Source organism: Ruegeria sp. CDSA079, assembly GCF_059612245.1.
In genome coordinates this window covers 97,801-123,344 of the sequence record NZ_JBXWQF010000002.1, presented here as the reverse complement: position 1 = coordinate 123,344, position 25,544 = coordinate 97,801, and the positions used below count along the sequence as shown (strand labels likewise).

The window sequence follows — 25,544 nt, the reverse complement described above, 5'->3', positions numbered from 1 at the left end:
GAGAACCATGGAAACCACCATCCTCTTTGCCCCGCTGGTGGGCGCGCTGCTCTGCGGTTTCGGCTGGAGATTTATTGGCGAGAAAGCCGCCATGTGGACCGCCACCGGTTTGCTGTTCCTGGCCTGTCTGCTGTCATGGATCGTGTTCTTCACCTTTGACGGGGTGACGCAGCAAATCGAGATCATGCGCTGGATCGAGAGCGGGTCGCTGTCGACAAGCTGGGCGATCCGTCTGGACCGCCTGACCGCGATCATGCTGATCGTTGTGACGACCGTCTCGGCGCTCGTGCACCTCTATTCCTTCGGCTACATGGATCACGATCCGCAATGGCGTGAGGGCGAAAGCTATAAGCCGCGATTCTTTGCCTATCTGTCCTTCTTCACCTTCGCCATGCTGATGCTGGTAACAGCAGACAACCTTGTTCAGATGTTCTTTGGCTGGGAAGGCGTGGGTGTCGCGTCCTATCTGTTGATCGGGTTCTACTATCGCAAGCCTTCGGCCAATGCGGCGGCGATGAAAGCGTTCATTGTCAACCGTGTGGGTGACTTTGGCTTTGCGCTGGGTATCTTCGCGATCTTCTTCCTGACCGATAGCATCAATTTCGCGGACATCTTCGCATCGGCCCCTGCACTGGCGGAAGAGAAGCTGCACTTCCTATGGGGAGAATGGACCGCGATCGAGGTGATCTGCGTCCTGCTCTTCATCGGCGCGATGGGTAAATCGGCGCAGTTGATCCTGCACACCTGGTTGCCAGACGCGATGGAAGGCCCGACGCCTGTGTCGGCGCTGATCCACGCCGCGACCATGGTTACTGCGGGTGTCTTCTTGGTCTGCCGTATGTCGCCGCTGATGGAATTCGCTCCGGGTGCGACCGGTTTTATCACCTTCCTTGGTGCCTCGACCGCGTTCTTTGCGGCTACCGTGGGTTTGGTTCAATCCGACATCAAGCGGGTCATCGCCTATTCGACCTGTTCCCAGCTGGGTTACATGTTCGTCGCAGCTGGCGTCGGCATGTATTCGGCGGCGATGTTTCACCTATTCACGCACGCGTTCTTCAAGGCGCTGCTGTTCCTTGGTGCGGGCTCGGTGATCCACGCAATGCATCACGAGCAAGAGATGACGGAGTATGGTGGTCTGCGCAAAAAGATCCCCTATACGTTCTGGGCGATGATGATCGGTACGTTGGCCATCACGGGTGTCGGTATCCCGTTGACGACCTTTGGTTTTGCCGGGTTCCTGTCCAAGGACGCGATTATCGAAAGCGCCTATGCCGGCGGAACAGGCTATGCGTTCTGGATGCTGGTCATCGCGGCGATGTTCACTTCGTTCTACAGCTGGCGCCTGATTTTCCTGACCTTCTTTGGCGAACCGCGCGGGGACAAGCATACGCACGACCATGCGCATGAAAGCCCGATGACCATGCTGGTGCCACTAGGCGTCTTGTCACTGGGTGCGGTGTTTGCCGGGATGATCTGGTACGGCAATTTCTTTGGCCATGCGGACAAGGTCGGCAAGTTCTACGGTATTCCGGTTGCAGAAGCATCGGAGCATGCCGAGGCTGGTGATCATGCGGCGGCGGATGCTTCGCACGGTGAAGACAGCCATGCCGATGAAAGCCATGCAGATGACAGCCATGCCGACGATGCCGCGCATGGCGAGAAAGACGCGCATGGCGGTGACCATCATTATGTGTTCGCTGGTGAACCGGGTGAAGGTGCGCTCTATATGGCCCCAGACAACCACGTTCTGGACGATGCGCATGCGGCTCCGAAATGGGTCAAGGTTTCACCGTTCGTCGCCATGTTACTTGGCTTTGTCGTTGCATACTGGTTCTACATCGTGAACACGACGCTTCCAGCCCGTCTGGCTGCAAATCAGCGTCCGTTGTACCTGTTCCTGCTGAACAAGTGGTACTTCGACGAAATCTATGATGCGATCTTCGTCAAACCCACTGTGGCGCTTGGCCGCTTCCTGTGGAAACGCGGTGACGGCAATACAATCGATGGCTTCCTTAACGGAGTAGCAATGGGCGTTGTTCCCTTCTTTACCCGCCTCGCTGGCAAGGCACAGACCGGGTACATCTTTACCTATGCCTTCTGGATGGTGCTGGGCATCGCGGCCCTTGTGACCTGGATGTCTATCGGCGGAGGGGCCCACTAATGGACAACATCCTTTCCATTGTTACGTTTATCCCGGCTATTGCAGCAGGTATTCTGGCCCTGTTCCTGCACGGTGACGATGCAGCGGCACAGCGGAACGCCAAATGGATTGCTCTGCTGGCCACCACTGTGACATTCTTGGTTTCCATCGGCATCTATACGGGCTTTGAACCGTCAAACCCCGGCTTCCAGATGGTGGAAGAGGGCGAATGGCTGATGGGCCTCAAGTACAAGATGGGCGTTGATGGCATCAGTGTTCTGTTTGTACTGCTGACCACCTTCATCATGCCGCTTACCATTCTGGCCAGCTGGAACGTGACTGACCGCGTCAAGGAATACATGGTCGCCTTCCTGCTGCTGGAAACGTTGATGCTGGGCGTCTTCATGGCGCTGGATCTGGTGCTGTTTTACCTGTTCTTCGAAGCAGGCCTGATCCCGATGTTCCTGATTATCGGCATCTGGGGCGGCAAGGATCGCGTTTACGCCAGCTTCAAGTTCTTCCTCTACACCTTCCTCGGCTCGGTTCTAATGCTGGTGGCGATGGTTGCGATGTATGCAGATGCGGGCACCACGGATATCGAGGCGCTGATGACCCATCAGTTCTCGTCCGAGAGCTTCAGTGTGTTGGGCATCTATGTTGTCGGCGGCATGCAGACGCTGATGTTCCTGGCCTTCTTCGCCAGCTTCGCGGTGAAAATGCCGATGTGGCCGGTCCACACCTGGTTGCCGGATGCACACGTGCAGGCTCCGACCGCGGGTTCAGTTGTTCTGGCTGCGATCCTGCTGAAGATGGGCGGCTATGGCTTCCTGCGGTTCAGCCTGCCGATGTTCCCAGTGGGCTCGGCTGTGATGACCGATCTGGTGCTGTGGATGTCGGCCATTGCGGTTGTCTACACCTCGCTGGTGGCGTTGGTGCAGGAGGACATGAAGAAGCTGATCGCTTACTCCTCGGTCGCGCATATGGGCTTTGTGACCATGGGGATTTTTGCGGCGAACCAGCAAGGGATTGATGGCGCGATTTTCCAGATGCTGAGTCACGGCTTCATCTCGGCGGCGCTCTTTCTTTGCGTAGGCGTGATCTATGACCGAATGCATACTCGGGATATCGAAGCCTATGGCGGTCTGGTGATCCGGATGCCTGCTTATGCGCTGGTCTTCATGTTGTTCACGATGGCGAATGTCGGCTTGCCTGGCACGTCCGGGTTCATCGGCGAATTCCTGACCCTGATGGGCGCGTTTCAGGTCAACACCTGGGTAACGGCAGTGGCTGCGACCGGTGTGATCTTTTCGGCCGGCTATGCACTGTGGCTGTACCGCCGCGTGGTTTTTGGCGACCTGATCAAGGAAAGCCTGAAGGCGATGACCGACATGAGCTCGCGCGAGCGGTTGATCTTTGCCCCACTGATCGTGATGACCATCCTTCTGGGGGTCTATCCTTCGCTGGTAACGGATGTGATCGGTCAATCCACTGCCGCGCTGATTTCGAACTATGACACGGCTCTGGCCGCAGCAGAAGCTGCGACCCAGACGGCCGCTTCGCATTAAGGGAGCTTTGGAGACATGATCCAGGCTGATCTGACAATTATCCTGCCGGAAATCATTCTGGCGCTCTATGCGATGGCGGCGCTTTTGGGGGCTGTCTACACGACGAAGGATGGGCTGGCACCGCTGCTGGTTTGGACTACGGCAGGTTTGATGGCACTTCTGGCGATCTGGATCGCCACACAGGGTGAGGGCACCAATGTGGCCTTCAACGGCATGTTTGTCGATGATGGGTTCGCCCGTTTTGCAAAGGTTGCCATTCTGCTTTCGGCCGGTGCTGTTCTGGTCATGAGCCAGGAATACATGGCGCGCCGTGATCTGCTGCGTTTTGAATACCCGCTGCTGGTGGCTCTTGCTGCCGTAGGTATGATGATGATGGTCAGCGCGGGCGATCTGATGTCGCTCTATATGGGTCTCGAGCTGCAATCGCTCTCGCTCTATGTTGTCGCGGCACTGCGCCGGGACAGTGCAAAATCGACCGAAGCGGGCTTGAAGTATTTCGTGCTTGGTGCGCTCAGCTCGGGTCTGCTGCTTTATGGTGCGTCGCTGGTGTATGGCTTCACCGGCACCACGCTCTTTTCGGGTATCATCACGACCGTTCAGGCCGGAGACGTCTCGATTGGTCTGCTGTTTGGTCTGATCTTCATGATCTCAGGTCTGGCCTTCAAAGTTTCTGCCGTGCCGTTCCACATGTGGACACCGGATGTGTACGAAGGCTCGCCGACACCGATTACAGCCTTTTTCGCGACCGCGCCGAAAGTGGCCGCCATGGCGCTTTTTGCGCGGCTGATGCATGATGCTTTCGGAGGCATTGTGAAAGACTGGCAGCAGGTGATCGTACTGCTTTCGGTGCTGTCGATGCTGCTGGGTGCTGTCGCCGCGATTGGTCAGCGCGACATCAAACGTCTGATGGCGTTCTCGTCGATTGCGCATATGGGTTATGCGCTGATCGGTCTTGCAGCGGGCACCGAGTTGGGCATCAAAGCGATGCTGATGTATCTGGCCATTTACGTGACCATGAATATCGGCACCTTCGCCTTCATATTGATGATGGAACGTGACGGTAAACCCATCACCGACATTGATGCGTTGCGACAATACTCCAAACGTGTTCCGGGTAAGGCGCTGGCCGTTCTGATCCTGATGTTCAGCCTTGCTGGTGTGCCGCCGATGCTGGGCTTCTTTGCCAAGTTTGGAGTTTGGCAAGCGGGTGTCAGCGCAGGGTTGACCGGCCTTGTGATCGTCTCGGCCATCGCGTCCGTCATTGGTGCGTTCTACTACCTTCGGATTGTGTTCTATATGTATTTCGGGGCTGAAAACGAAGAGCCAATCGAGACCCGATCAACGCCCGTTCTGTGGGTTGCCCTTATGGGTTCTGCGGCGTTGATGCTGGTCGGCATCTTCTATCAGTTTGGCGTCGAGGGCGCGGCAGCTGCCGCAGCAGCCACGCTTGTCAACTGAACGTCTTGAGCAATCGGAAGGAGGGGCTCGGTCGTGTGACCGGGCCTTTTTGATATGACCAAATGGCCCCAAGGATACGGCCTGCACGAGGTGCAGGAAGTCGATAGCACCCTGAACGAGGCGGCGCGGATTGCGCCCAATGCGCGTGGTCCTGTCTGGATCATAGCGCATCACCAGACGGCAGCGCGCGGTCGGCGTGGACGGGCCTGGGCCAACCCCATGGGCAATCTGGCCGCGACGTTGCTGATGCGTCCGCAAGGTGCCCCAGAACTGGTGGCATTGCGCAGTTTCGTGGCCGCGCTGGCGTTGTTTGATGCCTGTGTCGCCGTGACCGGGCGCACGGCAGGGCTGTCGCTGAAATGGCCCAATGATGTGTTGCTAAACGGCGGAAAGCTGGCCGGTATCTTGCTGGAAAGCACCGGGCAGGGGCACGGTGTGGCGCATCTGGCTATCGGCATCGGTGTGAACCTGGCCAATGCTCCGGACGCTGATGCGGTCGAATCCGGCGCTATGCGGCCTGTCTCGTTGCTGTCGGAAACCGGGGCGCATGTCTCGCCAGAGGATTTTCTGACCGAACTTGCAGCCGCCTACGCCACCTACGAAACTCAATTCACCACTTATGGTTTCGATCCAATCCGTACCGCTTGGCTGGCCCGCGCGGCCCGGTTGGGTGAGGTCATCACCGCACGTACCGGGACGTCAGAGACCAAAGGCACCTTCGAAACAGTGGACGAAAGCGGCAACCTTGTCTTAAACACCGCCAAGGGCCGCGTGAGCATTCCTGCGGCGGATGTCTATTTCTGAAAGGGGCGCAGATGCTGCTGGCCATCGATTGCGGCAATACCAATACCGTTTTCTCGATTTGGGACGGTGAGAAGTTCCTGTGCACCTTGCGCACATCGACCCACCACGCGCGCACGGCAGACGCATATTTCACCTGGTATTCGACGCTGGTGAAACACTACGGTATCGAGGCGGATATTACCGATGTCATCATTGCCTCGACTGTACCGCGTGTTGTGTTCAACCTTCGAATTTTCGCAGACCGTTTCTTTGCCTGCAGACCGCTAGTGGTGGGTAAGCCGGATTGTCTGTTACCTGTACCGCCTCGTGTGGATGAAGGGACAGTGCCTGGTCCGGATCGACTGGCCAATGCTGTCGGCGCATTTGACCGTCATGGCGGCAATGTGGTTGTGGTGGATTTTGGCACTGCAACGAACTTTGACGTAGTTGCTGCTGATGGGGCCTATGTCGGGGGAATTATCGCGCCTGGTGTGAATCTGAGCCTCGAGGCTTTGCACCAGGGGGCGGCAGCGCTTCCGCATATCGACATTACCCGACCGGACAAAGTGATTGGGACGAATACGGTTGGATGTATTCAATCGGGCGTGTATTGGGGCTACTCCGGCCTGATCGAAGGGCTGATCGCCCGGATCAAGACCGAATACGGAATGCCCATGAAAGTTGTCGGGACGGGGGGGCTGGCCCCTTTGTTCGATCAGGCCGATGTAGGGTTCGACATAATCGAAGACGATCTGACGATGCACGGCTTGACCGTGATCTATCGCTATAACAAGGATAATGGCTCCACATGAGCAGTGAAAGATTGATCTACCTGCCGCTGGGTGGTGCGGGTGAAATTGGCATGAATGCCTATGTGTACGGCTATGGCAAACCCGGTCAGGAACGCCTGATTCTTGTCGATCTGGGCGTAACCTTTCCGGACATGGACACAACGCCGGGCGTTGACCTCATCTACGCGGACATTTCGTGGCTGAAAGAGCGCGCCGACCGGCTGGACGGTGTTTTCATCACCCACGCGCATGAGGACCACATCGGAGCTGTGGCGCATTGCTATGAAGCCTTGGGTGCCCCGGTCTATGCCCGCGCCTTCACGGCCAATATCGCACGCCGCAAGATGGAAGAACATGGGCACCCGACCGAGGCAGTGACGACCGCATCTGCCTGGCCTGAACAGGTCACGGCCGGTCCTTTCACGGTTGGCTTTCTGCCTGTATCGCACTCGATTCCCGAAAGCGCGGCCTTGGTCATCGATACGCCTGTCGGGCGCGTCGTGCATTCGGGTGACTTCAAATTAGATGCAGTTCCGGTCGTTGGCGAAGCCTTTGATCCCGATCTTTGGGCCGAGGTGGCCAAGCCGGGTGTCAAGGCGCTGGTCTGTGACAGTACAAATGTGTTTTCCACCCATCCGGGTCGTTCGGAATCTGAGGTTGGCCCCGAGATCGTCAAACTGGTCGAAAGCGCTGAAGGTATGGTTGTGGCCACCACTTTTGCCTCAAACGTCGCGCGGGTCAAAACACTTGCAGAGGCGGGGGCGCGTGCAGGACGTTCGGTAGTCCTGTTGGGCCGGGCCATGCGCCGGATGATTGAGGCCTCGACCGAGACCGGTATCCTTGTGGATTTCCCAAAGGTGATCAGCGCGGAAGAGGCGCTGGATCTTCCGCGTCAGAACCTGATGCTGATCGTGACCGGCAGCCAGGGCGAGCGCCGTGCCGCCAGTGCCCAACTGGCACGTGGCAAGTATCGCGGTCTGGAACTGGCCGAAGGCGACCTGTTCTTGTTTTCCTCGAAAACCATTCCGGGCAACGAACGGGGCGTGATCTTTATCATGAACCAGCTCAGCGAGAAGGGAGTGGATGTGGTGGATGACAGTTCGGGGCTCTATCACGTGTCAGGCCACGCCAACCGACCCGATCTTGAAAAGGTGCATGCGCTGATCAATCCGCAGGTCGTGATTCCCATGCATGGAGAACACCGTCATCTGCGTGAACACGTCAAACTGGCAGAGCAAGGCGGCAGAACCGGCGTGCTGGCAGTGAACGGTACCATGCTGGATCTAAGCGGTAACGCCCCGACGGTTGTCGATTATGTCGAAACCGGGCGCACCTATCTGGACGGGACGGTCAAGATCGGCGCGTTGGACGGGGTGGTGCGGGATCGTATCCGCATGGCTTTGAACGGGCATGTCACCGTAACCGTGGTTCTGGACGAGGAAGATGAACCGCTGGGCGAGCCTTGGTGCGATACGATGGGCCTGCCCGAGATCGGAACCTCGCGCGCTGCTTTGGTAGAGGTTCTGGAAGAGGACCTGAATCAGTTCCTGATGCGGGCTGCTGCCAAAACACTGCGCGATGACGACAAGCTGGAAGACGAAATGCGCCGGATCGTTCGGCAGACCGCAAGAACGGAAATCGGCAAGAAGCCCGAAGTGACGGTGGTTGTCAGCCGGATGCGGTGAACCGGAACCGTCAATCGTGTTCCGGCATGGTCAAGCCCCTGAGGCGCAGGAACAGATTGGATTCGTCGTTATTCTTGTAGAATGGAACTGACGATGGCGGCTCGGGGGATGTAACCCGGGCCGCGATTTCCGCCAGAACGACTTCTGTAATAAATGGCAGATCCAGATCTCGGGCCCGATCCAGTTGCACCCATTGCAGGTGCGACAGCTCATCCGAGGCGCGGCTGAAATCGTCCAGATCACCTTGAAGGGCGTCTGCGTCGACTAAAAAGAACCGTGCGTCAAACCGACGAGGGCGTCCGGGTGGTGTTACCGCGCGGAATACGAACTGCAACGCAGCTGCAGACGGCACGTATCCCATGGCGGAAAAACTCTGCCAGTCGTCAGGTGCGAGACCTGACCAAGCACTCGGCTGGCCCAGAACAAGCCCTGTTTCTTCCCAGAGCTCTCGAATGGCAGCAGCGGCCAGCGCATGTTGCAACCCTGGCTCTGCCTGTTCGGCCAAGCGGTCATGGCACAGATCGGGCAGCTTGGTGGCCAAGGGGATCTTTGAATCCGTTGGATCAACGGCCCCGCCAGGAAACACGAACTTATTTGGCATGAACGCGGCCTTGGACCCGCGCTGACCCATAAGGATCGAGGGGTTGGTCCATCTGTCCCGCAGAACGATCACAGTTGCGGCGTCCCGGATGGCGGTCTTGTCTGCTGTCATGTCTACGCTAAACGGCCCATTGGGTTTACTTGGATGTGTCGAAACCGTGCATACGGCGGGCCCATTGATACGCGACAACGGCCCCCTTCAGTCGAGGCAGAAGGTACAGCGACAGAGCAATGCAACCAATCGACAAGGTGATGGCCATGGTCCAGGGGTCTGGTCGCCAATGGACGTAAGACACGTGCAGAGCAGGCGCGAGCAGGTGGCCAACAAGAAGAATCGTCAGGTAGGCGGGCCCATCGTCGGCGCGGTGATGAAACAGCTCCTGCCCGCAATTCGAGCAGCTATCATTGACCTTGAGGTAGCTGTGCAACAGCTTGCCTTCACCACAGTTGGGGCATTTGCACCGAAACCCTTTGACAAGGGCGGGCCATGTTTCACGCTCTGACTCGGTCGCGGTGTCGATCGTCTGATCCGTCATAATATAACTCGCGCATTAATCTTTGCGGGATAATGCGTCTGAACGGGTGGATTTGAAAGGGGGGTGCGTCGCTTTGCAACGCTTGAAACTAGAAGAACATCATGAGCGTCTCAACTCATTCCAGAAAAAAGTGTCACTTTCCTGCGACGGAATTCCCGTTCGCCTGCGTTTGAATAGGTATGAGCAGCGGCACTGGGGCCGCGTCAACAAGGGAAAACCGAAATGAAAAACGCGACATTCATCACGGCCATCGTTTTGTCTGCAGTTGCCGTCACCGGCACATCTGTCCTGGCTGCCGGAAAAGGCGGGCGCGAGCCTGTATCCTTTCAAGAGCTCGACGCCGATGGTGATGGTCAGGTGACGCAACAAGAGATCGAGGCCCATCGCACAGCGCGCTTCACACAAGCGGATACCGATGGTGATGGCCAGCTGAGCCTTGAAGAGATGCAAGCCGCTGCACAGAAAAGGGCGAGTGACCGCGTCGCCAAGATGTTCGAAAAAAATGATGTGAACAAAGACGGGTTTCTAAACCAGGACGAGTTGCCGAAACCCCGCCGTGCTGACAAGATGTTTGATCGGATGGACGCGGATAACAGTGGCGGAATCTCGGAGCAGGAATATGCCGATGCCAAGGACCGGATGGGGCGGCACCACAAGAAAAAGCATCACAACTCGGACGCAGACGACAGCTGATGCAGGATGGAGGATCTGACCTCCCACCCACAAGACGCCCGCGGTGCGATGAGCAGCGCGGGCACTCTCAGCGACGATGAGTTGCTGGGCCGCTTTGCTGATGGCAATGCCGAGGCCGCTCGGGTTCTTACTGACCGTCTGGGTCCACGCTGTTACTCGGTTGCGTTGCGCATGTTGGGCAATCGGGCCGAAGCGGAAGACGTGACACAAGAGGCGATGATGCGGTTGTGGCAATTGGCACCGGATTGGGTGTCCGGTCAGGCCAAAGTCTCGACCTGGCTGTACCGGGTGACTTTGAACCTGTGCGTGGACCTTCGGCGCAAGAAGACACCCGACAGATTGTCGGATGTTCCTGAGCCTGAAGATGGTAAAGCCAGCGTGGTTGACCGGATGCAGGACCAGGCGCGCAAGGATGCCTTGCAGATCGCGTTGGCCGAACTGCCCGAGCGGCAGCGGCAAGCGGTGGTGCTGCGCCACATTGAAGAATTGCCCAACCCCGAGATTGCCGGGATCATGGGCATTTCCGTGGAAGCGGTCGAAAGTCTGACAGCGCGGGGAAAACGAAGTCTGGCCGCCATTCTGGCGGGGCGGCGTGAAGAACTGGGGTATGACAATGGCAGATGACAACCTGGAACTGGATCAATTGTTTGCTCAGGCGCGGCAACAACGGCCCGCATTGCCGGATGATCTGGCCGTGCGCATCCAGACGGATGCCGAGGCCGTGCGCCTGAACCGAATGAAACCCGCGCCGCGGCCAAGACCTGCGCTGTTGGACAGGCTGGTGCGCAATCTGGGCGGCTGGCAGGGGTTGAGTGGCCTGGTGGCGGCCAGTGCGGCCGGGGTCTGGATCGGGTTTTCAGCTCCTGCCTTTTTGCCCGATCCCGTCAATCTGCTGACGTCGCAAGAGACTGCGTATTTTGTGGCAGACCTTGGATATGACACAAGCTTTCTGGAGACCACGGAATGAACGCTGACCCCAAACCCAAACGCCGGTGGATGCCACTTGTCCTGGCCGTGTCTCTGGCTGTGAACCTGTTGATCGTTGGAGTGGCCTTAGGAACCGTGTTGCGCCTGAAAGGCGAAGATCATGCCAAGGCACCACCGGGATTTGGCCCAGCCTTGTACCGGGCTTTGCCAAAAGACGAACGCAAGGCAATGCGGGGCGAGCTGTCGGGCCTTCACAAAAAAGGAAGCAAAGGCCGCACGCAGGACTTTGAGGCGATGAGCCAGGCGTTGCGCAGGGTTCCTTTTGACCCAGTCGCCGTCGAAGTGCTTTTGCAGCAGCAGGCAGACGCCACAGCCGCCCTGCAAGAGGCGCTGCAATCTCAATGGTTGGCGCGTGTTACCGCCATGAGCGACGGCGAACGGCAGGCATATGCCGATCGGTTACAAGACGTCGTCAAGCGCGGGAAGCAGGGGCACAAGAAAAAGGACTGACAAGCTCACGCTGCATTTTGCCGGATTCTCACCTGATTGCGCCCGGCCTTTTTCGCTGCGTACAGCGCTTTGTCGGCGGAATCTATCAGGGTTTCAACATAAGAGGATACGCAGTCCTGAGCGGGTAAAGAGGGCTGAGACATCTTCAACCCGATGCTGACTGTCACATCGACCTGTCGTCCCTCGTTCGAAAGCCTGAACGGCGTGCTGCAAACGCTGCTGCAAAGGGTTTCGGCCATTTGCTTGGCTTGAGTGGGTGACACGTCGGGCATCCCGATCATGAATTCTTCGCCTCCGATACGGGCGACAAAGCCACGAGACCCCAAGGCACCGCGCATACGTTCCGCTGCCTGCGTCAGAACGTGATCGCCACTGGCGTGGCCATGGTCGTCATTGATGGCTTTGAAGTGATCGAGATCGGCCAGCATGACCGCAAATCCGCGCCCGGTCCGAGCGGATTCGCGTGCGATTTGATCCAGTGCTCGCATGGCAAAACGCCGATTGTGCAGCCCGGTTAAAGGATCGATCCACGACTCGGCGATGCCTTTTCTCAGCGAAACCCGCAGATGATCCAACCGCGCCTTGCGGGCGATCTGATTGTCCAGCCGCAGCAAGATTTCCTGCGTGCAGAACCCGCCCAGGCAAACGGCATCTGCGCCGCGGTCCAGCGCCTCTGACGCTTGAAGGGTATCGTTGTCCTGCATCACCCCGATCAGCACGGTATTTCGTGTAATGCTTCGCGACCTTAGATCAGCCAGGATATTCAAATCGGACGGATGTGTGCCCAGTTCGACAATAACGGCATCGGGAACCGCACCTGACAATACGCTTTGAAGATTCGACTGAAGGTGCCAGGACAGGGAATATTGCCGCTGTTCGCTTAACGCTTTGTGCCACAGGACACCGTTTTGCACCGCATGTGTCAGAATACTGACCTGTGCCGCCTTGGGGGGGCGGATGATGCTTGGCGCAGGTTCCCCGAACCCGATAGGTTGTGAACTGTTGCTGGCCTGCAGGTCCTGTGTGACGGCGCGCGCGCGCAACAGGCTGCGGATACGCGCCAGCAATAAGGTGTCTTTGAAAGGGTGTGTCAGTACATCGTCAAACCCATCCTTCAGGGCGCGCAGACGCGCGTTTCTGTCGTTTTGTGCGGCGATGGCAACGATAGGCACATCCTCGAGGCCGGGAACTGTCGCAATCGCGTTCTTGACATCCGCAGCAGTTCCATCGGGCAGAGTCTGAGCGGTCAGTACCAAATCAGGTTGCGTGCGGCGCACAAGCGCCTGCAGTCCTTCTAGCTTTTCACCTTGCACCACGTGATACCAAGCCGCTGTCAGCTGAACCTTCAGCATGATGCGATTGGTTGATACCCCGTCGAGGACAAGGATGGTTCCCTGCACAGACATAGTTGCTCACCATTGATTGCATGCGTGAACAAAGTGTTTATGAGTCTGGTTAACAAACCCTTTCCACGACTGGATATGAGCCCGATTTATGCCGATATCGTCCGATTCTGCTGAAACACTTGCTTTGACGGCCCTGGGTTGGCTGGTTGGTAACGACGAGCTGTTGCCCATATTCCTAGGATCGACGGGTGCTTCGATAGACGATGTGCGTGAGCGGGCAGGGGATCGGGATTTTCTGGCATCGGTGCTTGATTTTATGGTGCTTGACGACTCGTGGGTCATGGCGTTTTGTGACGCGAACTCGATCGCCTATGATCTTCCCGCGCAGGCGCGTGGGGTTTTGTCCGGCGGCGCAGAAATACACTGGACCTGAATTCCTGACCCTTAGGAGCAACTGATGCCGATAGATGCAATCGTCTTCGACAAAGATGGCACGCTGTTTGATTTTGCAAACACATGGGGCGGCTTTGGACGCTCTATGTTGCTGCGTCTGACAGATGGTGACAAAGACCGTGCGGCCGAGATTGGGCGTGTTATCGGCTATGATCTTGAGCAAGAGCAATATGCCGAAGACAGCATCGTGATTGCCGCGACCGTCGAGGAAATCGCTGACGTTTTGGCCGATCACTTTCCAGATATGACCGTACACCAGATTGTGGACGTGATGAATGCCGAAGCCGCCGCGGCCCCGCAGGCCCCTGCTGTTCCTCTGGTCCCGTTTCTTGAAGCTCTGCGAAATGCAGGAATCAAGCTTGGTGTCGCGACCAATGACAGTGAACACCCGGCCCTGCAGCATCTGAAGTCCGCAGGGATCCGGGAACATTTCGACTTTGTCGCCGGATATGACAGCGGGCACGGATTCAAACCGGGCCCCGGTCAGTTGCTGGCCTTTGCGGCCCATGTTGGGGTCGAGCCGTCCCGCGTTGTAATGGTGGGTGATAGCCTCCATGATCTGCAGGCAGGACGCGCCGCAGGGATGACCACCATCGGTGTTCTGACGGGGCTGGCCGAGGCAGATGCCCTGGCCCCAATGGCGGATGTAGTCTTGCCGGATATCGGGCATATTCCCGAGTGGCTGGCAAAAAATCGCTAGGCTAAACTCGGTAATCGACAGTCCAAAATAAAAAACCGACATTTTCTGTCGCAGACAGAGCGGCCAGAGTCATGCCTTCGGGGCTTGCTTGTGTAAAGCAAGAACGGAGGCAACGATGGCCGAGACGACGACACGAAAGCGCCGAGGAGGAGGGCGCGCAGGGGCAGCAGCGCGCAGAGGAAGCGCGGCGATCGATCAGATGCCCTGGGATCCGCCTGTTAATATTGACTGTCCCACTGAACCTTTGGATCAGGCCGGTATCGAAGCGATCCATGACGGGGCTATGCGTATCCTTGAAGAAATCGGGATCGAATTCTACAACAAAGAGGCGATTGGCATCCTGCGCGAGGCAGGCTGCACCATCGACGGGGACAATGTCCGAATGGGTCGCGACTTTGTCATGGAGATGGTCGCCAAAGCCCCCAGCCAGTTTTCAATCACGCCCCGCAACCCGGATCGCAAGATTGAGATTGGTGGCAAGAACATTCTGTTTGGCAATGTTTCGTCTCCGCCGAATTACTGGGACATGGAGATCGGGAAAAAGGTGCCTGGCAATCGCGAGATGTGCCGGAATCTTCTGAAATTGACGCAGTACTTCAACTGTATCCATTTCGCGGGCGGGTACCCGGTTGAGCCGGTAGATATCCATGCGAGTGTCCGCCATCTGGATGTGCTGTATGACAAACTAACCCTGACCGACAAGGCGATGCATGCTTATTCGCTGGGTAAGGAACGCGTTGAAGATGTAATGGAAATGGTACGAATTGCCGGCGGTCTGAGCCACGAAGAGTTCGAAGCCGAACCGCGTATGTACACCAATATCAATTCGACTTCACCGCTGAAGCATGACCATCCGATGATCGATGGCTGTCTTCGGCTGGCCCGGCGCGGGCAGGCCATAGTGGTTACGCCCTTTACATTGGCAGGTGCAATGGCACCGGTGACAATGGCAGGGGCCGTTGCGCAGTCATTGGCCGAGGCGCTGTGTGCTATAGCGCTGTTCCAATATGTGCGCCCCGGAATTCCTTGCGTAATCGGCACCTTTACGTCGAATGTGGATATGAAAACCGGTGCGCCCGCCTTTGGAACACCGGAATACATGCGTTCGACCCAGATGACCGGCCAGATGGCGCGGTTCTACGGCTTGCCCATGCGCTCATCGGGAGTTTGCGCCGCAAATGTGCCGGATGGGCAATCGGTGTGGGAGACCTCGAATTCGCTTTGGGCTGCTGTGCAATCGGGGACCAACATGGTCTATCATGCCGCCGGTTGGCTGGAGGGCGGTCTGATTGCCAGTCCGGAAAAGTTCATCATGGATTGTGAAATCCTACAGCAAATTCAACGGTATATGAATCCGGAACTGACCGCCACCGGTCCGGACGAAATCGCGCTGGACGCAATCCGGGCTGTGGGAAATGACGGTCATTTCTTCGGCACTCAGCATACGCAGGACCGTTACACCACCGCATTCTATCAACCCTTCCTGAGTGATTGGAAAAACTATGAAGGGTGGGAGGTCGCAGGCGGAATCTGGACTGCCGAACGCGCCCACCACATGTTCAAAGAGATCGTATCGAGCTTTGAAGCCCCCCCTCTGGACGACGCTATTCGTGACGAGCTGGCCGATTTTGTCGAACGTCGCAAAGCTGAAGGTGGCGCGCCGACGGACTTTTGAGCTCGGACCAAATGTCGGGATGATACCTGGTTGCATTTGCTGCAACTCAGGGTGGATTTTGGCTTTTTGTTAAGAGTTTTCAGCCCAGAGTGCCGGGGACACCAATTTGGGGTTTCCGATGCATGGTCTGATCAATCGGGCGATACAATCCTTTGTCTGCGCGACCTATGGGCAATCTTGTTGGTTGCGCGTGACCGATGCCGCGCGGCTTGGGTTCGTCGAGTTTGAAGCCATGCTCGTTTATGACGATGACATGACGACACGGGTGCTTGACGCGCTCAGCGGCGACCTCAATCGGCCACAGGCGGAGATTCTCGAAGATGTGGGGACATATCTTGTTTCCCATCCCAGTATGGAAGGGTTGCGTCGTCTTCTCCGGTTTGGCGGCGTAAATTATGTTGAGTTCCTGCATTCGCTGGATGATCTGGCGGATCGCGTACGTCTGGCAGTGTCAGATTTGACTTTGCCGACCCTGGAATTGCGAGAGCTTTCAGCCATGGAATACCAGCTATGTTGTTCTCCGGGTCTTCCCGGGTTTTCCAGTGTTATGGTCGGGATTTTACGTGCCATGGCCGACGATTACGGCGCGCTGGTGATGCTGTCGCATGAAGGGCAACAGCATGACAGCGACGTCATTTCCATCATGTTGGTTGAAAGCGCCTTTGCAGAAGGTCGGCATTTTGATCTGGGGGCCCGGAACGGATGACGGACACACAGGAACTGGCTGGTCTTCTGGAAACGCTTTGCCCGATGTTTCTTCTGGTGGACCAAAACGGGTGCATCCAACAAGCAGGCCCGACCCTGCAAAAACTGCGGCCTGAACTGCCGCTGGTGGGGCTGGGGTTTTTGGATGTGTTTGAACTGATCCGTCCCAGAACGGTTACGACCGTTCCCGCCTTGATGTCGATGGCCGGGGCAAAACTGCACCTGAAATTTCATGATGAGCCGCGCACAACGCTCAAAGGGTTGGTCGCCCCTTTGGCGCGTTCCGGTGGTGCCGTCATCAACTTGTCATTCGGGATTTCAATTCTGGATGCGGTTCGGGACTATGCGCTGACAAGTGCCGACTTCTCAGGAACTGATCTGGCTATCGAGTTGCTCTACCTGGTCGAAGCCAAGTCCGCCGCAATGGAAGCGTCGCGTTCGCTGAACCTCAGGCTTCAAGGTGCCATGCTTGCTGCTGAGGAACAGGCTTATACCGACACGTTGACCGGATTAAAGAACCGCAGGGCTATGGACAACGAGTTGGCACATTTGATCTCGACCCGTTCCACCTTTGCCTTGATGCATCTGGACCTGGATTTCTTCAAATCCGTAAATGACAGGCTGGGCCACGCGGCTGGTGATTTCGTCCTGCAACAGGCGGCGCAGATCATGTTGGAGGAAACGCGCGGCGAGGACACGGTTGCCCGCGTGGGTGGGGACGAGTTTGTCATTATTTTCAAAGACCTGACTCAGGAAGATACATTGGAATCCATCGCGGATCGTCTGATCTCGCGACTGACTGAGCCGATGATGTTCCAGAACCAGCGATGCAGTATTTCAGCCAGTATTGGTACGGCCCTGTCCACTCAGTTTCAGGCGCTGAAGGCCGCCGATATACTGCATGGGGCCGATCTGGCGTTGTATCAAGCGAAACGGGATGGCCGCTCGTGTCATCGGCTCTATTCGACACTGACCAACGCGCGATCCTGAGTGTTTGCGGGATTTCAGACCGGCTCGAATGCCTCAGTGACCTTTTTTGCAATCTGGTTCTGGATGGGCGCGAGCTCTCCCACAACAGGCATAACAATACCTTTGAATTGGGCACGCTCCAGTTCTTCGGGTACGTCTTCCAGAACATGCCCTCCGGCACAGGCGAAGAACGGCAGGCAAATCGCCTGTTCTGATGCATCGCGGGCCGCCTCGGAAATCGAAGGTGGTTCTTCGACGAAACCAACGCGGATCGATTGGAACGCGATCTTCTTGGCAAGCTGAGTGGCAAACTCATTGGCCACGGTCGATGGGTTCCGGCTGCGGCCGGAACCGTGCGCAGCGATCACCAGATCAGTCGCAGACGCATCCCAATGCTCTTCCAGCAGTTTTGCTCTTATGGCGAGCGCAGTGAGTGTGGGCAGATCGGGATCAATGCCCAAAGGGTCCAAAATCTGCGCGGCGTGGTCCCCGACCCGTTTCGGCAAGGCACTGGTCACGAACCATCCCTTCGCCATGAAAAGCGGATAGATCACCGCGTTTTCCGGAAGGCTGTCCAGTTTCACCTCTAACGCGCCAGGCTTGGCCAGCGTTGCCGAATGCACCGTCACAGAATCAGTCAACGCGTCCACCTTCGCCGCAAATGCAGCCAGTGCGGCTTCGGCCGGATCCGGGTCGGATGGCTGGCCATGGGCGACGATAATAGCGTGTGACATTCGGATCTCCTGCTGCGGTCTGCGATAGGTGTTTCGGCACGACCTGAAGTCAACACTACAGTTAGCCCAGAAGCGTCAACCAAAGCCAGACGGTCAGAATGGAAGTGGCCGTTCCGATCAAAACGGACGACGCGGCAACGCGTTTGGCGCGGCCATACATATTGGCAAAGATATAGGCGTTGAATCCCGGCGCCATGGCAGCATTCAACACGCCTGAACGGAACAGATCCTGTGGCAGGCCAGTGGATGTGCCGAATATCCACACCAGGCTGGGATGCACCATCAGCGAGATGCAGCAAACAAAACCAATGGTACGCAGGTCGCCTTCCGGCTTGTATTTGACCAGCACCCCACCCAAGGCAAACAACGCACCAGGCAAGGCCGCGCGGGTGACTAGCCCAAGGGCTTCGTCGACCACCGCAGGGATGACCAAACCTGTCAGGTTGACCAGAAAACCAAGCGCAATTCCCAGAATCAGCGCGTTCTTGAACATCGCAGACAGAACCGAGCGTGCCATATGCACCCCGCCATTACCGCGATTGCGCACGACCTCCATCACTGTGATTCCAACGCCGTAACAGAACGGAGAATGGAAGGCGATGATCGCGTAGTTGCCGGTCAGGTTCTCGGGACCATAAGCACGTTCGGTAATCGGCAGGCCCAGCAGGACCGAGTTCGAGAACAGGCAACAGAAGCCTATGGCGACGCAATCTTCCCAATCACGGCCAAAGATGATCCTTGCCCCAAAGAGGCCCGCAGTGAAGCACAACGCAGCTGCAGAATAGAAGCTGGCCAGCAGCCGGGGATCGAAACTGGCGCTGAGGTCCAGATGCGCGATGGCCAGAAACAGCAGGCAGGGAATCGCAAAGCCTTGGGTGAACTTCATCAACCCATCGACATGCTCTTGTTTGAAATAACCTGTGCGGGTCGCCGTGTATCCGGCACCGATCACAAGGAAGACCGGAAGAATGACATCGATCAGGCTTTGTAGCATGTGGCCCCCGTGCGGCAGGCGCGCTGCGATATCTTGGGCGCGCGGGGCAGGGGCTTAGAGCGCCTGATGGATCACCATCCCGTCAAAGGCGGGGGTGATGTGGTCGGGCGTTTCTGCGTCAACCGTCGCATAGTCGAGATCGATATGCATGTTGGTCAAAATCGCGCGTTTCGGTTGCAGCTGTTCGATCCACCCCAGTGTCTTGTCCAAATGCGCGTGCGTTGGGTGCGGGGTGCGGCGAAGGGCATCGATGATCAGACAGTCCAGCCCCTCCATCTCGGGCCAGGCGTCGTCGTAAATTTCGGCGACATCCGGCAGATAGGCAATTTGACCGATGCGGAACCCAAGGGAATCGATCGATCCGTGGTTCACTTTGAACGGGCGAAGTGGAATGGGGCCACCGGGGCCGTCGATCTCAAACGGGCCGTTGATAGACTTGAGATCCAGGATCGGTGGATAGGGTGAGCCTTCGGGCTGAATGAACGCGTATCCGAAACGTCCCAGCAAGGCGTTCTGTGTGTCACCGTCCGCCCAGACCGGCACGCGCGTTTTCATGTTGAACACGATCATGCGCAGGTCATCAATCCCGTGCACATGATCCGCGTGCGAATGGGTATAGACCACACCGTCCAACCGCCCGGTGCCAGTGTCCAGCAACTGGCTGCGCATATCCGGCGTGGTATCGACCAGAACCGAGGTCGTCCCATCCGGCCCATCACGTTCAATCAGCAGCGAGCAGCGGCGGCGCACGTTCTTCGGGTTCGACGGGTCACAATCACCCCATTGCCCGCCCAGCCGTGGTACGCCGCCCGAGGAACCGCAACCCAGAATTGTAAGGCGCATCCCGGTCATGCAGCGGCCTTGTACAGCGCGGCTTTGGTAAACAGGCGGTCGAAATTTGCCTGGGTCTGGGCGGCAAAGGCAGTGTAATCCATGCCGAAGATTTCAGCCCCTTTTCGAGCTGTGTGGGCCGTATAGGCGGGCTCGTTGCGTTTGCCGCGATAGGGCGGCGGGGCCAGATAGGGCGCGTCGGTTTCCACCAGAATGCGGTCCACTGGCGCGCTTGCGAAAATGTCCCGCAATTCCTGGCTTTTGGGGAAAGCGGCGATACCGGACATGGACAGGTAGAAGCCCAGATCCAGTGCGGCTTTGGCCAATTCAGCAGAAGACGAGAAACAGTGCATGACGCAAGAATAGGCTGCGTTGCGATATTCCTCGGCCAGAATTCGGGCCATATTGTCATCCGCCGCGCGGGCATGAATGATCAGGGGCAGCCCAGTGCGCTGGGCCGCTTCGATATGGATGCGCAGAGACCGTTTCTGTACCTCGGCACTCTCGGCGGTGTAGTGATAATCGAGACCAGATTCACCGATACCGACGAATTTCGGGTGCTGGGCCAAGGCAACCAAGTCTTCGACCGAAGCCATCGGCTCTTCCGCCGCACTCATCGGGTGCGTACCGGCAGCATAGAACACGGGTGCGTGGGCTTCGGCAATCGCACGGACGCTGGGTTCGTTGCGTAACCTGGTGCAGATCGTGACCATACGGGTCACGCCAGCCTCAGCTGCGCGCGCGATGATCTCGTCCAACTGGCCGTCAAAATCCGGGAAGTCCAGATGGCAGTGGCTGTCGGTAATCTGGGGGGTGTCGCTCATCTGTTCTGACCGGCGGTTTCCTGTATCTTGAACACCGTATCTAGGACCAGAGCGGCAGGGTCAAGGTTCACCGCCTGACCGTGCCGTGCGCGGGCCGTGATTGTCGCGGCAACCTCGGCCCAGCGGCGGGCATGATCGGGAGAAGCTGAAAGACGCGCCAGCGTTTCGCCTTCGTTTGGCGCAGCCTCCGGGACGGGCGGAGCTCCGGTCGCCCCGGTCACGGCCAACCGTGACAGGGCGACATCGATCAGCGTCAGCAACAGTTCGAACCGTTCTGCCGCGCCGCGCTGGGCTGCGGCCTCGGCCAGCGCCAGTGCGCGTTGCCGATCCATACGGGGCAGGGTGCCCAGAATGGCAATCAGTTCAGCATAAATTTCAAGCCCGCCAAGATTGATCAGGCGCACCGCATCCCCCACCGAGCCAGCAGCCAATGCGGCGAGGTAACCGGTCTGGTTGGGCAGGTCGGTACCAGTTTGCGACAGGGCGGCCTGCATGTCGTCTGCACCCAGCGGTCCAAGGCGCAAGGACCGGCAGCGAGAGCGGATCGTGGGCAGCAAGCGCGAAGGTTGGTGCGACACCAACAGCAAGGTGGTGCGCGCGGGCGGCTCTTCCAGCATTTTCAGCAGCGCGTTGGCGGCACTGACGTTCATTTCGTCTGCCGAATCCACAATTACGACACGACGTCCACCATCGGCAGAAGACAGTCCGAAGAACTTTCCGAGCTTGCGGATATCGTCCACGACAATCTCACCGCGCAGCCGCCCCTGATCATTCAGCGACCGGGTTATTGCCGCCAAACCCGGTTCCGCCCCCGCCTGAATGCGATGAACCACAGGGTGATCGGGATCAATGTCGAGCGTCACTGGCGGAGGTGGCGCGCCAAACAGCCCTTCGTCATCTGTCGGAGGTGTCGTGAGCAGAAATTTCGCGATCCGCCAAGCCAGTGTCGCCTTGCCGACGCCGCGCGGCCCGGTCAGCAACCAACCGTGATGCAGCCTGTCGGAATTGTAGGCAGTCAGAAATGCCCGTTCTGCCGCGTCCTGGCCAAAAAGCCGCGCGGTTTCACGCGGGTGCGGTGCACCCGGCACCTGATCCGGAGAAGGGGTATCGTCGCTCATCGTTTACCGCAAAGCTGCCTGAACGATGTCTGTCACATCCTTTGCGACGCTGTCCATGTCTCTGTTGCCGTCCACGATGCGAAACCGGTCCGAGAATTCGTCAGCCAACGCCAGAAAACCTGCGCGCATTTTCTTTTGCAGATCGGGGCCGAAATCTTCGAACCGCTCTTCGGTGCCTTGCCGGCCTTTTGCGCGCGACAAGCCCGTTTCCGGGTCCATATCGATCAGCAGCGTCATGTCCGGTTCGCGCCCGATCATCAGGCTGTGCAATTGATCCACCAGACCGCGCAGATCGCCGCGCGACAGGCCCTGATACATCCGCGTGCTGTCGGCAAAACGGTCGCAGATCACCACTTTGCCCGCCGCAAGGGCGGGCTGGATGGTGCGTTCCAGATGGTCGCGGCGGGCTGCGGTGAACAGCAACAGTTCAGTTTCGGCAGACCAACGATCCGGGTCGCCTTCCAACACCAGTCGGCGAATTTCTTCAGCCCCCGGAGAGCCGCCGGGTTCGCGTGTCAGCACAACCTGATGACCCTGCGTGCGCAAGCGTTCCGCCAGCATCCGCGCCTGAGTTGACTTGCCTGATCCGTCAATGCCTTCGAAGGTCAGAAATAACCCCGCTTTGGTCACATCGACTCCAGCGGGTTGTTGATCACGTCTTTCAACACGATGCCGCCGACCGTCAACATGCGCACGACAAACCCACCAACGGCCACGTCCTCGGCGGCCACAAGCGGGCGTCGGATTTCCGGCAGCCCTTCGGGTTTGATCACCAGTTCCGCCAGTTGCTGGCCTTTTTGGACTGGCGCGTTGATGGGGCCGTCATACACAACTTCGGCCTCGACATTCTGAGTCCCCAGAACCGGAAACAGCACGTTCAGATCACCGTCGGGAACAAGCCCCACGGTCTTTTTCTCACCCATCCACAGCTTGGCTTGGGCTATCGGCGTTTCCGCGTCGGCAACCGTCCTCTCGACAAAATTTCGAAACGACCAGTTAACCACGGCCTCAGCCTCCTCTGCGCGCTGTCGTGTGGTGTCGAGGCCGGTTAGAACGAAGATCACTCGCCGATCACCTTGTTTGGCAGAGCCGACAAGACCATACCCTGCCTCTTGCGTGTGGCCGGTTTTCAAACCGTCCGCGCCGATGTTCAGGTTGAGCAGCGGGTTTCGGTTGCGGGCATTCGACGGCGCGCGGCCATCAAATTCAAAAACTTCTTCTGCGAAGAGGGGGTAATATTCGGGGAAGTCCGAGATCAACCGATCCGCAAGAACGGCCAGATCATGCACCGACATCATATGCCCGGCTGCAGGCCACCCGTTCGAGTTCGCAAAGTTCGAATTATTCATGCCCATCTGCTGCGCGCGCTGGGTCATGTAACGGGCGAACCCGGCCTCGGTTCCATCGGGGCTAAGCGCTTCGGCGATGACAACGCAGGCGTCATTGCCCGACAAAACAATGATGCCGCGTAGCAAATCCTCAACCGTAACTCTGTCCTGAGTGTTCAGGAACATAGTCGAGCCACCATAGCTCATCGCGTGCTCTGATACGGGAAGTGTTTCGTTCAGTGTCAATCGCCCGTCCCGCAGCGCTTCGAACGCGACATAGAGCGTCATGAGCTTGGACATCGACGCCGGAGGTAAGGGTTGGTCGGCTTCTTTCGACAACAACACGGTGCCGGTGGTTTGATCAATCACATAAGCCGCACGGGCGGATGTATCAAAGGCATGGGCAGGAATTGCCATCAAGGCAATTCCAAAGGCCAGTACGGATGTTCGCAATGAGGATAGCACGCTGCGTCTCCCTGTATCAGTCGGACACGGTGAACGCGTCTTTGAAGCCAAGGTCTTTTACGTCCTTCTGAATGGCTTTGCGTTCGGCCCGGGTTGCGGCGGGGCCTACCAGCACCCGCCAGACGGTATTATTTGCGGTTTTCAGTTCCCGGACAACTGCCGACATGCCGTTCCGGCGCACCTTTTGGGCGGCAGAGTTGGCATTTGCCTCGACGCTGAAGGTTCCGATCTGAACAAACGGTTTGCTCAAGGGCGTCGACGATGTTGTGGCCGCGACTGCTGCGGGGGTGGTTTCGGTTGCATCAATCGCCGCCGCAGCGCCTTCGATCGGATCCAGTGGTGTTTCGGTGATCGCGGCAGGGTCTTTCTTCTGCCACCATTTCCGCTTGGCGGGCTGTTCTGCAGGTGCCTCGACCGGCGCGTCTGTCAGGGACGGAGGGGGTACAACCGCTGCAGCCTCGGTCGCAACTTCCGCGCCGTCTGTAGCTGCATCTGCTGCTGCGACCGCTGTTCCTGCTGCCGCAGCAGCCGGTGCTTTCTTCTGCCACCATTTCCGCTTGGCCGGTTTTTCAGCTTGCGTCTCGGCCTGCTCATCGGCCGCGGTTGCAGTCTCATCCGTTTCGCTGGACGTATCGGTGCTTTCCGCCTGTGTATTGGTGCTTTCCGCTTGTGTATCATCCGAGCTGGACGCACTCGCAGCAACTGCGGCGGTGCCGGCTGCTGCAACGGCTGTTTCTTTCTTCTGCCACCACTTCCGTTTGGCTGGCTGTTCCGGATCAACCGTGGCTTGGCTATCGGTTGCGGTATCCGCCGATGCAATGGCGGTTTCTTCTGACGTTTCCTCGGCCTGAGGCGCTTCTTCAGGCGGAGCTTCTTCTATCTTTTCACGGCGCAAGGCCACAACGCTGAGCTTTGTCGGAGAACCCGCCAGCAACCCAAGCTGTTCCGCTGCGGCGGACGAGACCTGAAGCGCCGGGCCGGGCAAGTTGCGTTCGCGGCGGAACAGGGCGCCTGTTACCGTTTTGTTATTGGTGGTGTTCTTGATCACCACGCGTTCGGGCTGGGTCACATCAGGGTGCGCAACCCAGATCCCACCCAGCGAAGGGCGCCCATCCCAAAGCCCTGCTTCGGTGACGTCGAACACATCCGGTGCCTCAATATCACGCTGCTTGCCACTGGTTACTTGGGGGAAAAGCTCGGTTTTGCCCGCAGTGTCCTGAGGTTTTTCCTCGGACTGTGCCGTGCCCAATGCTTCTTCGCATCCGGCCAATATCGTCAAACTCAACGCCAGATACGCCAGCCGTTTCGGCCCCGGGCGTGTCTCGATCGCTCGCTTCATCTGCTTATCCCTTGCCTGAAGGGGCCTCGTTTCACGAACCCCGCTGCCGGTCTGCTGGTTCTGGATGCCAGCCTGTGACGGTCTTTCCTGCAGATCATAACGTGGCTGAAGTGTCATGGAAAGACCGCTGAAAAGCCTTCGGCAAGATTTCCCGTTTTCGACTTGCCTCTGGTTGAACTTGGCCTTAGACCCTGCTTTCGACGGGGAGGTGGCAGAGTGGTCGAATGCGGCGGTCTTGAAAACCGTTGAACGTGAGAGCGTTCCCAGGGTTCGAATCCCTGTCTCCCCGCCACTGCCTTTTTCCTGAGCAAAAAATCGTCACCTCGTGCGTTCACCTGAACGAAACGAGGGATGAACGTGTGCTTCACTCGGTAT

26 protein-coding genes and 1 tRNA gene are annotated in these 25,544 nt (G+C 57.9%); 16 read left to right on the top strand and 11 right to left on the bottom strand.

Annotation, left to right across the window (positions count from 1 at the left end):
- Window positions 1–7 precede the first annotated feature (7 nt).
- Genes nuoL through AC2FJZ_RS02685 form a run of 6 tightly spaced genes read left to right on the top strand, consistent with a single transcriptional unit; the run spans window position 8 to window position 8,422 of the window.
- Window positions 8–2,161 (top strand): NADH-quinone oxidoreductase subunit L, encoded by a 2,154-nt coding sequence (gene nuoL / locus AC2FJZ_RS02710; RefSeq protein ID WP_496775980.1) that lies wholly within the window; start codon window positions 8–10, stop codon window positions 2,159–2,161.
- Entirely contained in the window at window positions 2,161–3,705 is a 1,545-nt protein-coding gene (locus AC2FJZ_RS02705) for an NADH-quinone oxidoreductase subunit M (protein ID WP_496775979.1), read from the top strand. The genes nuoL and AC2FJZ_RS02705 overlap by 1 nt, the downstream gene beginning before the upstream one ends.
- 15 nt (window positions 3,706–3,720) lie before the next feature.
- Window positions 3,721–5,163, top strand: coding sequence for an NADH-quinone oxidoreductase subunit NuoN (nuoN, locus tag AC2FJZ_RS02700; protein ID WP_496775978.1), 1,443 nt, complete (start codon window positions 3,721–3,723; stop codon window positions 5,161–5,163).
- A 54-nt stretch (window positions 5,164–5,217) separates the two neighbouring features.
- Window positions 5,218–5,967, top strand: coding sequence for a biotin--[acetyl-CoA-carboxylase] ligase (locus AC2FJZ_RS02695; protein ID WP_496775977.1), 750 nt, complete (start codon window positions 5,218–5,220; stop codon window positions 5,965–5,967).
- A gap of 11 nt (window positions 5,968–5,978) precedes the next feature.
- Window positions 5,979–6,758 (top strand): type III pantothenate kinase, encoded by a 780-nt coding sequence (locus tag AC2FJZ_RS02690; RefSeq protein ID WP_496667874.1) that lies wholly within the window; start codon window positions 5,979–5,981, stop codon window positions 6,756–6,758.
- Entirely contained in the window at window positions 6,755–8,422 is a 1,668-nt protein-coding gene (locus AC2FJZ_RS02685; RefSeq protein ID WP_496775976.1) for a ribonuclease J, read from the top strand. Before AC2FJZ_RS02690 ends, AC2FJZ_RS02685 begins: the two co-directional genes overlap by 4 nt.
- 10 nt (window positions 8,423–8,432) lie before the next feature.
- Here AC2FJZ_RS02685 and AC2FJZ_RS02680 read toward each other — a convergent pair whose 3' ends face one another.
- Window positions 8,433–9,134 carry an NUDIX hydrolase gene (locus AC2FJZ_RS02680; protein WP_496667877.1) on the bottom strand — a complete coding sequence of 234 codons (702 nt, stop codon included), beginning with the start codon at window positions 9,132–9,134 and terminating at the stop codon, window positions 8,433–8,435.
- Window positions 9,135–9,159: 25 nt separating this feature from the next.
- A complete protein-coding gene (locus AC2FJZ_RS02675) occupies window positions 9,160–9,558 on the bottom strand; it encodes a DUF983 domain-containing protein (protein WP_496667878.1) in 399 nt (132 codons plus the stop codon).
- Between the two features lie 222 nt (window positions 9,559–9,780).
- Between AC2FJZ_RS02675 and AC2FJZ_RS02670 the strand changes: the two genes are divergently transcribed.
- The 4 genes from AC2FJZ_RS02670 to AC2FJZ_RS02655 are packed head-to-tail and all read left to right on the top strand — an operon-like array spanning window position 9,781 to window position 11,688.
- The gene (locus tag AC2FJZ_RS02670) at window positions 9,781–10,251 is read left to right on the top strand and encodes an EF-hand domain-containing protein (protein WP_496775975.1); all 471 of its coding nucleotides are present in this window, start codon (window positions 9,781–9,783) and stop codon (window positions 10,249–10,251) included.
- 6 nt (window positions 10,252–10,257) lie between these two features.
- Window positions 10,258–10,875 carry an RNA polymerase sigma factor gene (locus AC2FJZ_RS02665; RefSeq protein ID WP_496775974.1) on the top strand — a complete coding sequence of 206 codons (618 nt, stop codon included), beginning with the start codon at window positions 10,258–10,260 and terminating at the stop codon, window positions 10,873–10,875.
- The gene (locus AC2FJZ_RS02660; protein WP_496775973.1) at window positions 10,865–11,218 is read left to right on the top strand and encodes a hypothetical protein; all 354 of its coding nucleotides are present in this window, start codon (window positions 10,865–10,867) and stop codon (window positions 11,216–11,218) included. The genes AC2FJZ_RS02665 and AC2FJZ_RS02660 overlap by 11 nt, the downstream gene beginning before the upstream one ends.
- Window positions 11,215–11,688, top strand: a complete 474-nt coding sequence (locus tag AC2FJZ_RS02655) for a periplasmic heavy metal sensor (RefSeq protein WP_496775972.1) — start codon at window positions 11,215–11,217, stop codon at window positions 11,686–11,688. The genes AC2FJZ_RS02660 and AC2FJZ_RS02655 overlap by 4 nt, the downstream gene beginning before the upstream one ends.
- Window positions 11,689–11,693: 5 nt before the next feature.
- Here AC2FJZ_RS02655 and AC2FJZ_RS02650 read toward each other — a convergent pair whose 3' ends face one another.
- Window positions 11,694–13,094 carry a diguanylate cyclase gene (locus AC2FJZ_RS02650; RefSeq protein WP_496775971.1) on the bottom strand — a complete coding sequence of 467 codons (1,401 nt, stop codon included), beginning with the start codon at window positions 13,092–13,094 and terminating at the stop codon, window positions 11,694–11,696.
- An 88-nt stretch (window positions 13,095–13,182) separates the two neighbouring features.
- Here AC2FJZ_RS02650 and AC2FJZ_RS02645 point away from each other — a divergent pair, with 88 nt between their 5' ends.
- The 5 genes from AC2FJZ_RS02645 to AC2FJZ_RS02625 all read left to right on the top strand — a co-directional run bounded on the left by AC2FJZ_RS02645 (window position 13,183) and on the right by AC2FJZ_RS02625 (window position 17,557).
- The gene (locus AC2FJZ_RS02645; RefSeq protein ID WP_050602745.1) at window positions 13,183–13,467 is read left to right on the top strand and encodes a DUF3572 domain-containing protein; all 285 of its coding nucleotides are present in this window, start codon (window positions 13,183–13,185) and stop codon (window positions 13,465–13,467) included.
- Window positions 13,468–13,491: 24 nt separating this feature from the next.
- Window positions 13,492–14,187 (top strand): HAD family hydrolase, encoded by a 696-nt coding sequence (locus AC2FJZ_RS02640; protein WP_050602744.1) that lies wholly within the window; start codon window positions 13,492–13,494, stop codon window positions 14,185–14,187.
- Window positions 14,188–14,302: 115 nt separating this feature from the next.
- A complete protein-coding gene (locus tag AC2FJZ_RS02635) occupies window positions 14,303–15,862 on the top strand; it encodes a trimethylamine methyltransferase family protein (RefSeq protein ID WP_496775970.1) in 1,560 nt (519 codons plus the stop codon).
- Window positions 15,863–15,980: 118 nt separating this feature from the next.
- Window positions 15,981–16,568, top strand: coding sequence for a heme NO-binding domain-containing protein (locus AC2FJZ_RS02630; RefSeq protein WP_496775969.1), 588 nt, complete (start codon window positions 15,981–15,983; stop codon window positions 16,566–16,568).
- Window positions 16,565–17,557 (top strand): diguanylate cyclase domain-containing protein, encoded by a 993-nt coding sequence (locus AC2FJZ_RS02625; RefSeq protein ID WP_496775968.1) that lies wholly within the window; start codon window positions 16,565–16,567, stop codon window positions 17,555–17,557. Before AC2FJZ_RS02630 ends, AC2FJZ_RS02625 begins: the two co-directional genes overlap by 4 nt.
- Window positions 17,558–17,571: 14 nt before the next feature.
- Here AC2FJZ_RS02625 and AC2FJZ_RS02620 read toward each other — a convergent pair whose 3' ends face one another.
- The 8 genes from AC2FJZ_RS02620 to AC2FJZ_RS02585 all read right to left on the bottom strand — a co-directional run bounded on the left by AC2FJZ_RS02620 (window position 17,572) and on the right by AC2FJZ_RS02585 (window position 25,169).
- Window positions 17,572–18,270: a CbiX/SirB N-terminal domain-containing protein gene (locus AC2FJZ_RS02620; RefSeq protein WP_496775967.1), complete on the bottom strand. Its 699-nt coding sequence runs from the start codon at window positions 18,268–18,270 to the stop codon at window positions 17,572–17,574.
- 61 nt (window positions 18,271–18,331) lie between these two features.
- On the bottom strand, window positions 18,332–19,264 hold the full coding sequence (locus AC2FJZ_RS02615; protein ID WP_496667888.1) for an AEC family transporter: 933 nt from the start codon (window positions 19,262–19,264) through the stop codon (window positions 18,332–18,334).
- A 54-nt stretch (window positions 19,265–19,318) separates the two neighbouring features.
- Complete coding sequence (locus AC2FJZ_RS02610; RefSeq protein WP_050602739.1) at window positions 19,319–20,116, bottom strand: MBL fold metallo-hydrolase; 798 nt, start codon at window positions 20,114–20,116, stop codon at window positions 19,319–19,321.
- Window positions 20,113–20,919, bottom strand: coding sequence for a TatD family hydrolase (locus AC2FJZ_RS02605; RefSeq protein WP_496775966.1), 807 nt, complete (start codon window positions 20,917–20,919; stop codon window positions 20,113–20,115). The genes AC2FJZ_RS02610 and AC2FJZ_RS02605 overlap by 4 nt, the downstream gene beginning before the upstream one ends.
- Window positions 20,916–22,037 carry a DNA polymerase III subunit delta' gene (locus AC2FJZ_RS02600; protein WP_496775965.1) on the bottom strand — a complete coding sequence of 374 codons (1,122 nt, stop codon included), beginning with the start codon at window positions 22,035–22,037 and terminating at the stop codon, window positions 20,916–20,918. Before AC2FJZ_RS02600 ends, AC2FJZ_RS02605 begins: the two co-directional genes overlap by 4 nt.
- Window positions 22,038–22,040: 3 nt before the next feature.
- On the bottom strand, window positions 22,041–22,667 hold the full coding sequence (gene tmk, locus AC2FJZ_RS02595; RefSeq protein WP_496667891.1) for a dTMP kinase: 627 nt from the start codon (window positions 22,665–22,667) through the stop codon (window positions 22,041–22,043).
- On the bottom strand, window positions 22,664–23,782 hold the full coding sequence (locus tag AC2FJZ_RS02590; protein WP_496776125.1) for a D-alanyl-D-alanine carboxypeptidase family protein: 1,119 nt from the start codon (window positions 23,780–23,782) through the stop codon (window positions 22,664–22,666). The genes tmk and AC2FJZ_RS02590 overlap by 4 nt, the downstream gene beginning before the upstream one ends.
- 64 nt (window positions 23,783–23,846) lie before the next feature.
- Window positions 23,847–25,169, bottom strand: coding sequence for an SPOR domain-containing protein (locus tag AC2FJZ_RS02585; protein ID WP_496775964.1), 1,323 nt, complete (start codon window positions 25,167–25,169; stop codon window positions 23,847–23,849).
- 202 nt (window positions 25,170–25,371) lie between these two features.
- Between AC2FJZ_RS02585 and AC2FJZ_RS02580 the strand changes: the two genes are divergently transcribed.
- A tRNA-Ser gene (locus tag AC2FJZ_RS02580) sits at window positions 25,372–25,461 on the top strand.
- Window positions 25,462–25,544 lie beyond the last annotated feature (83 nt).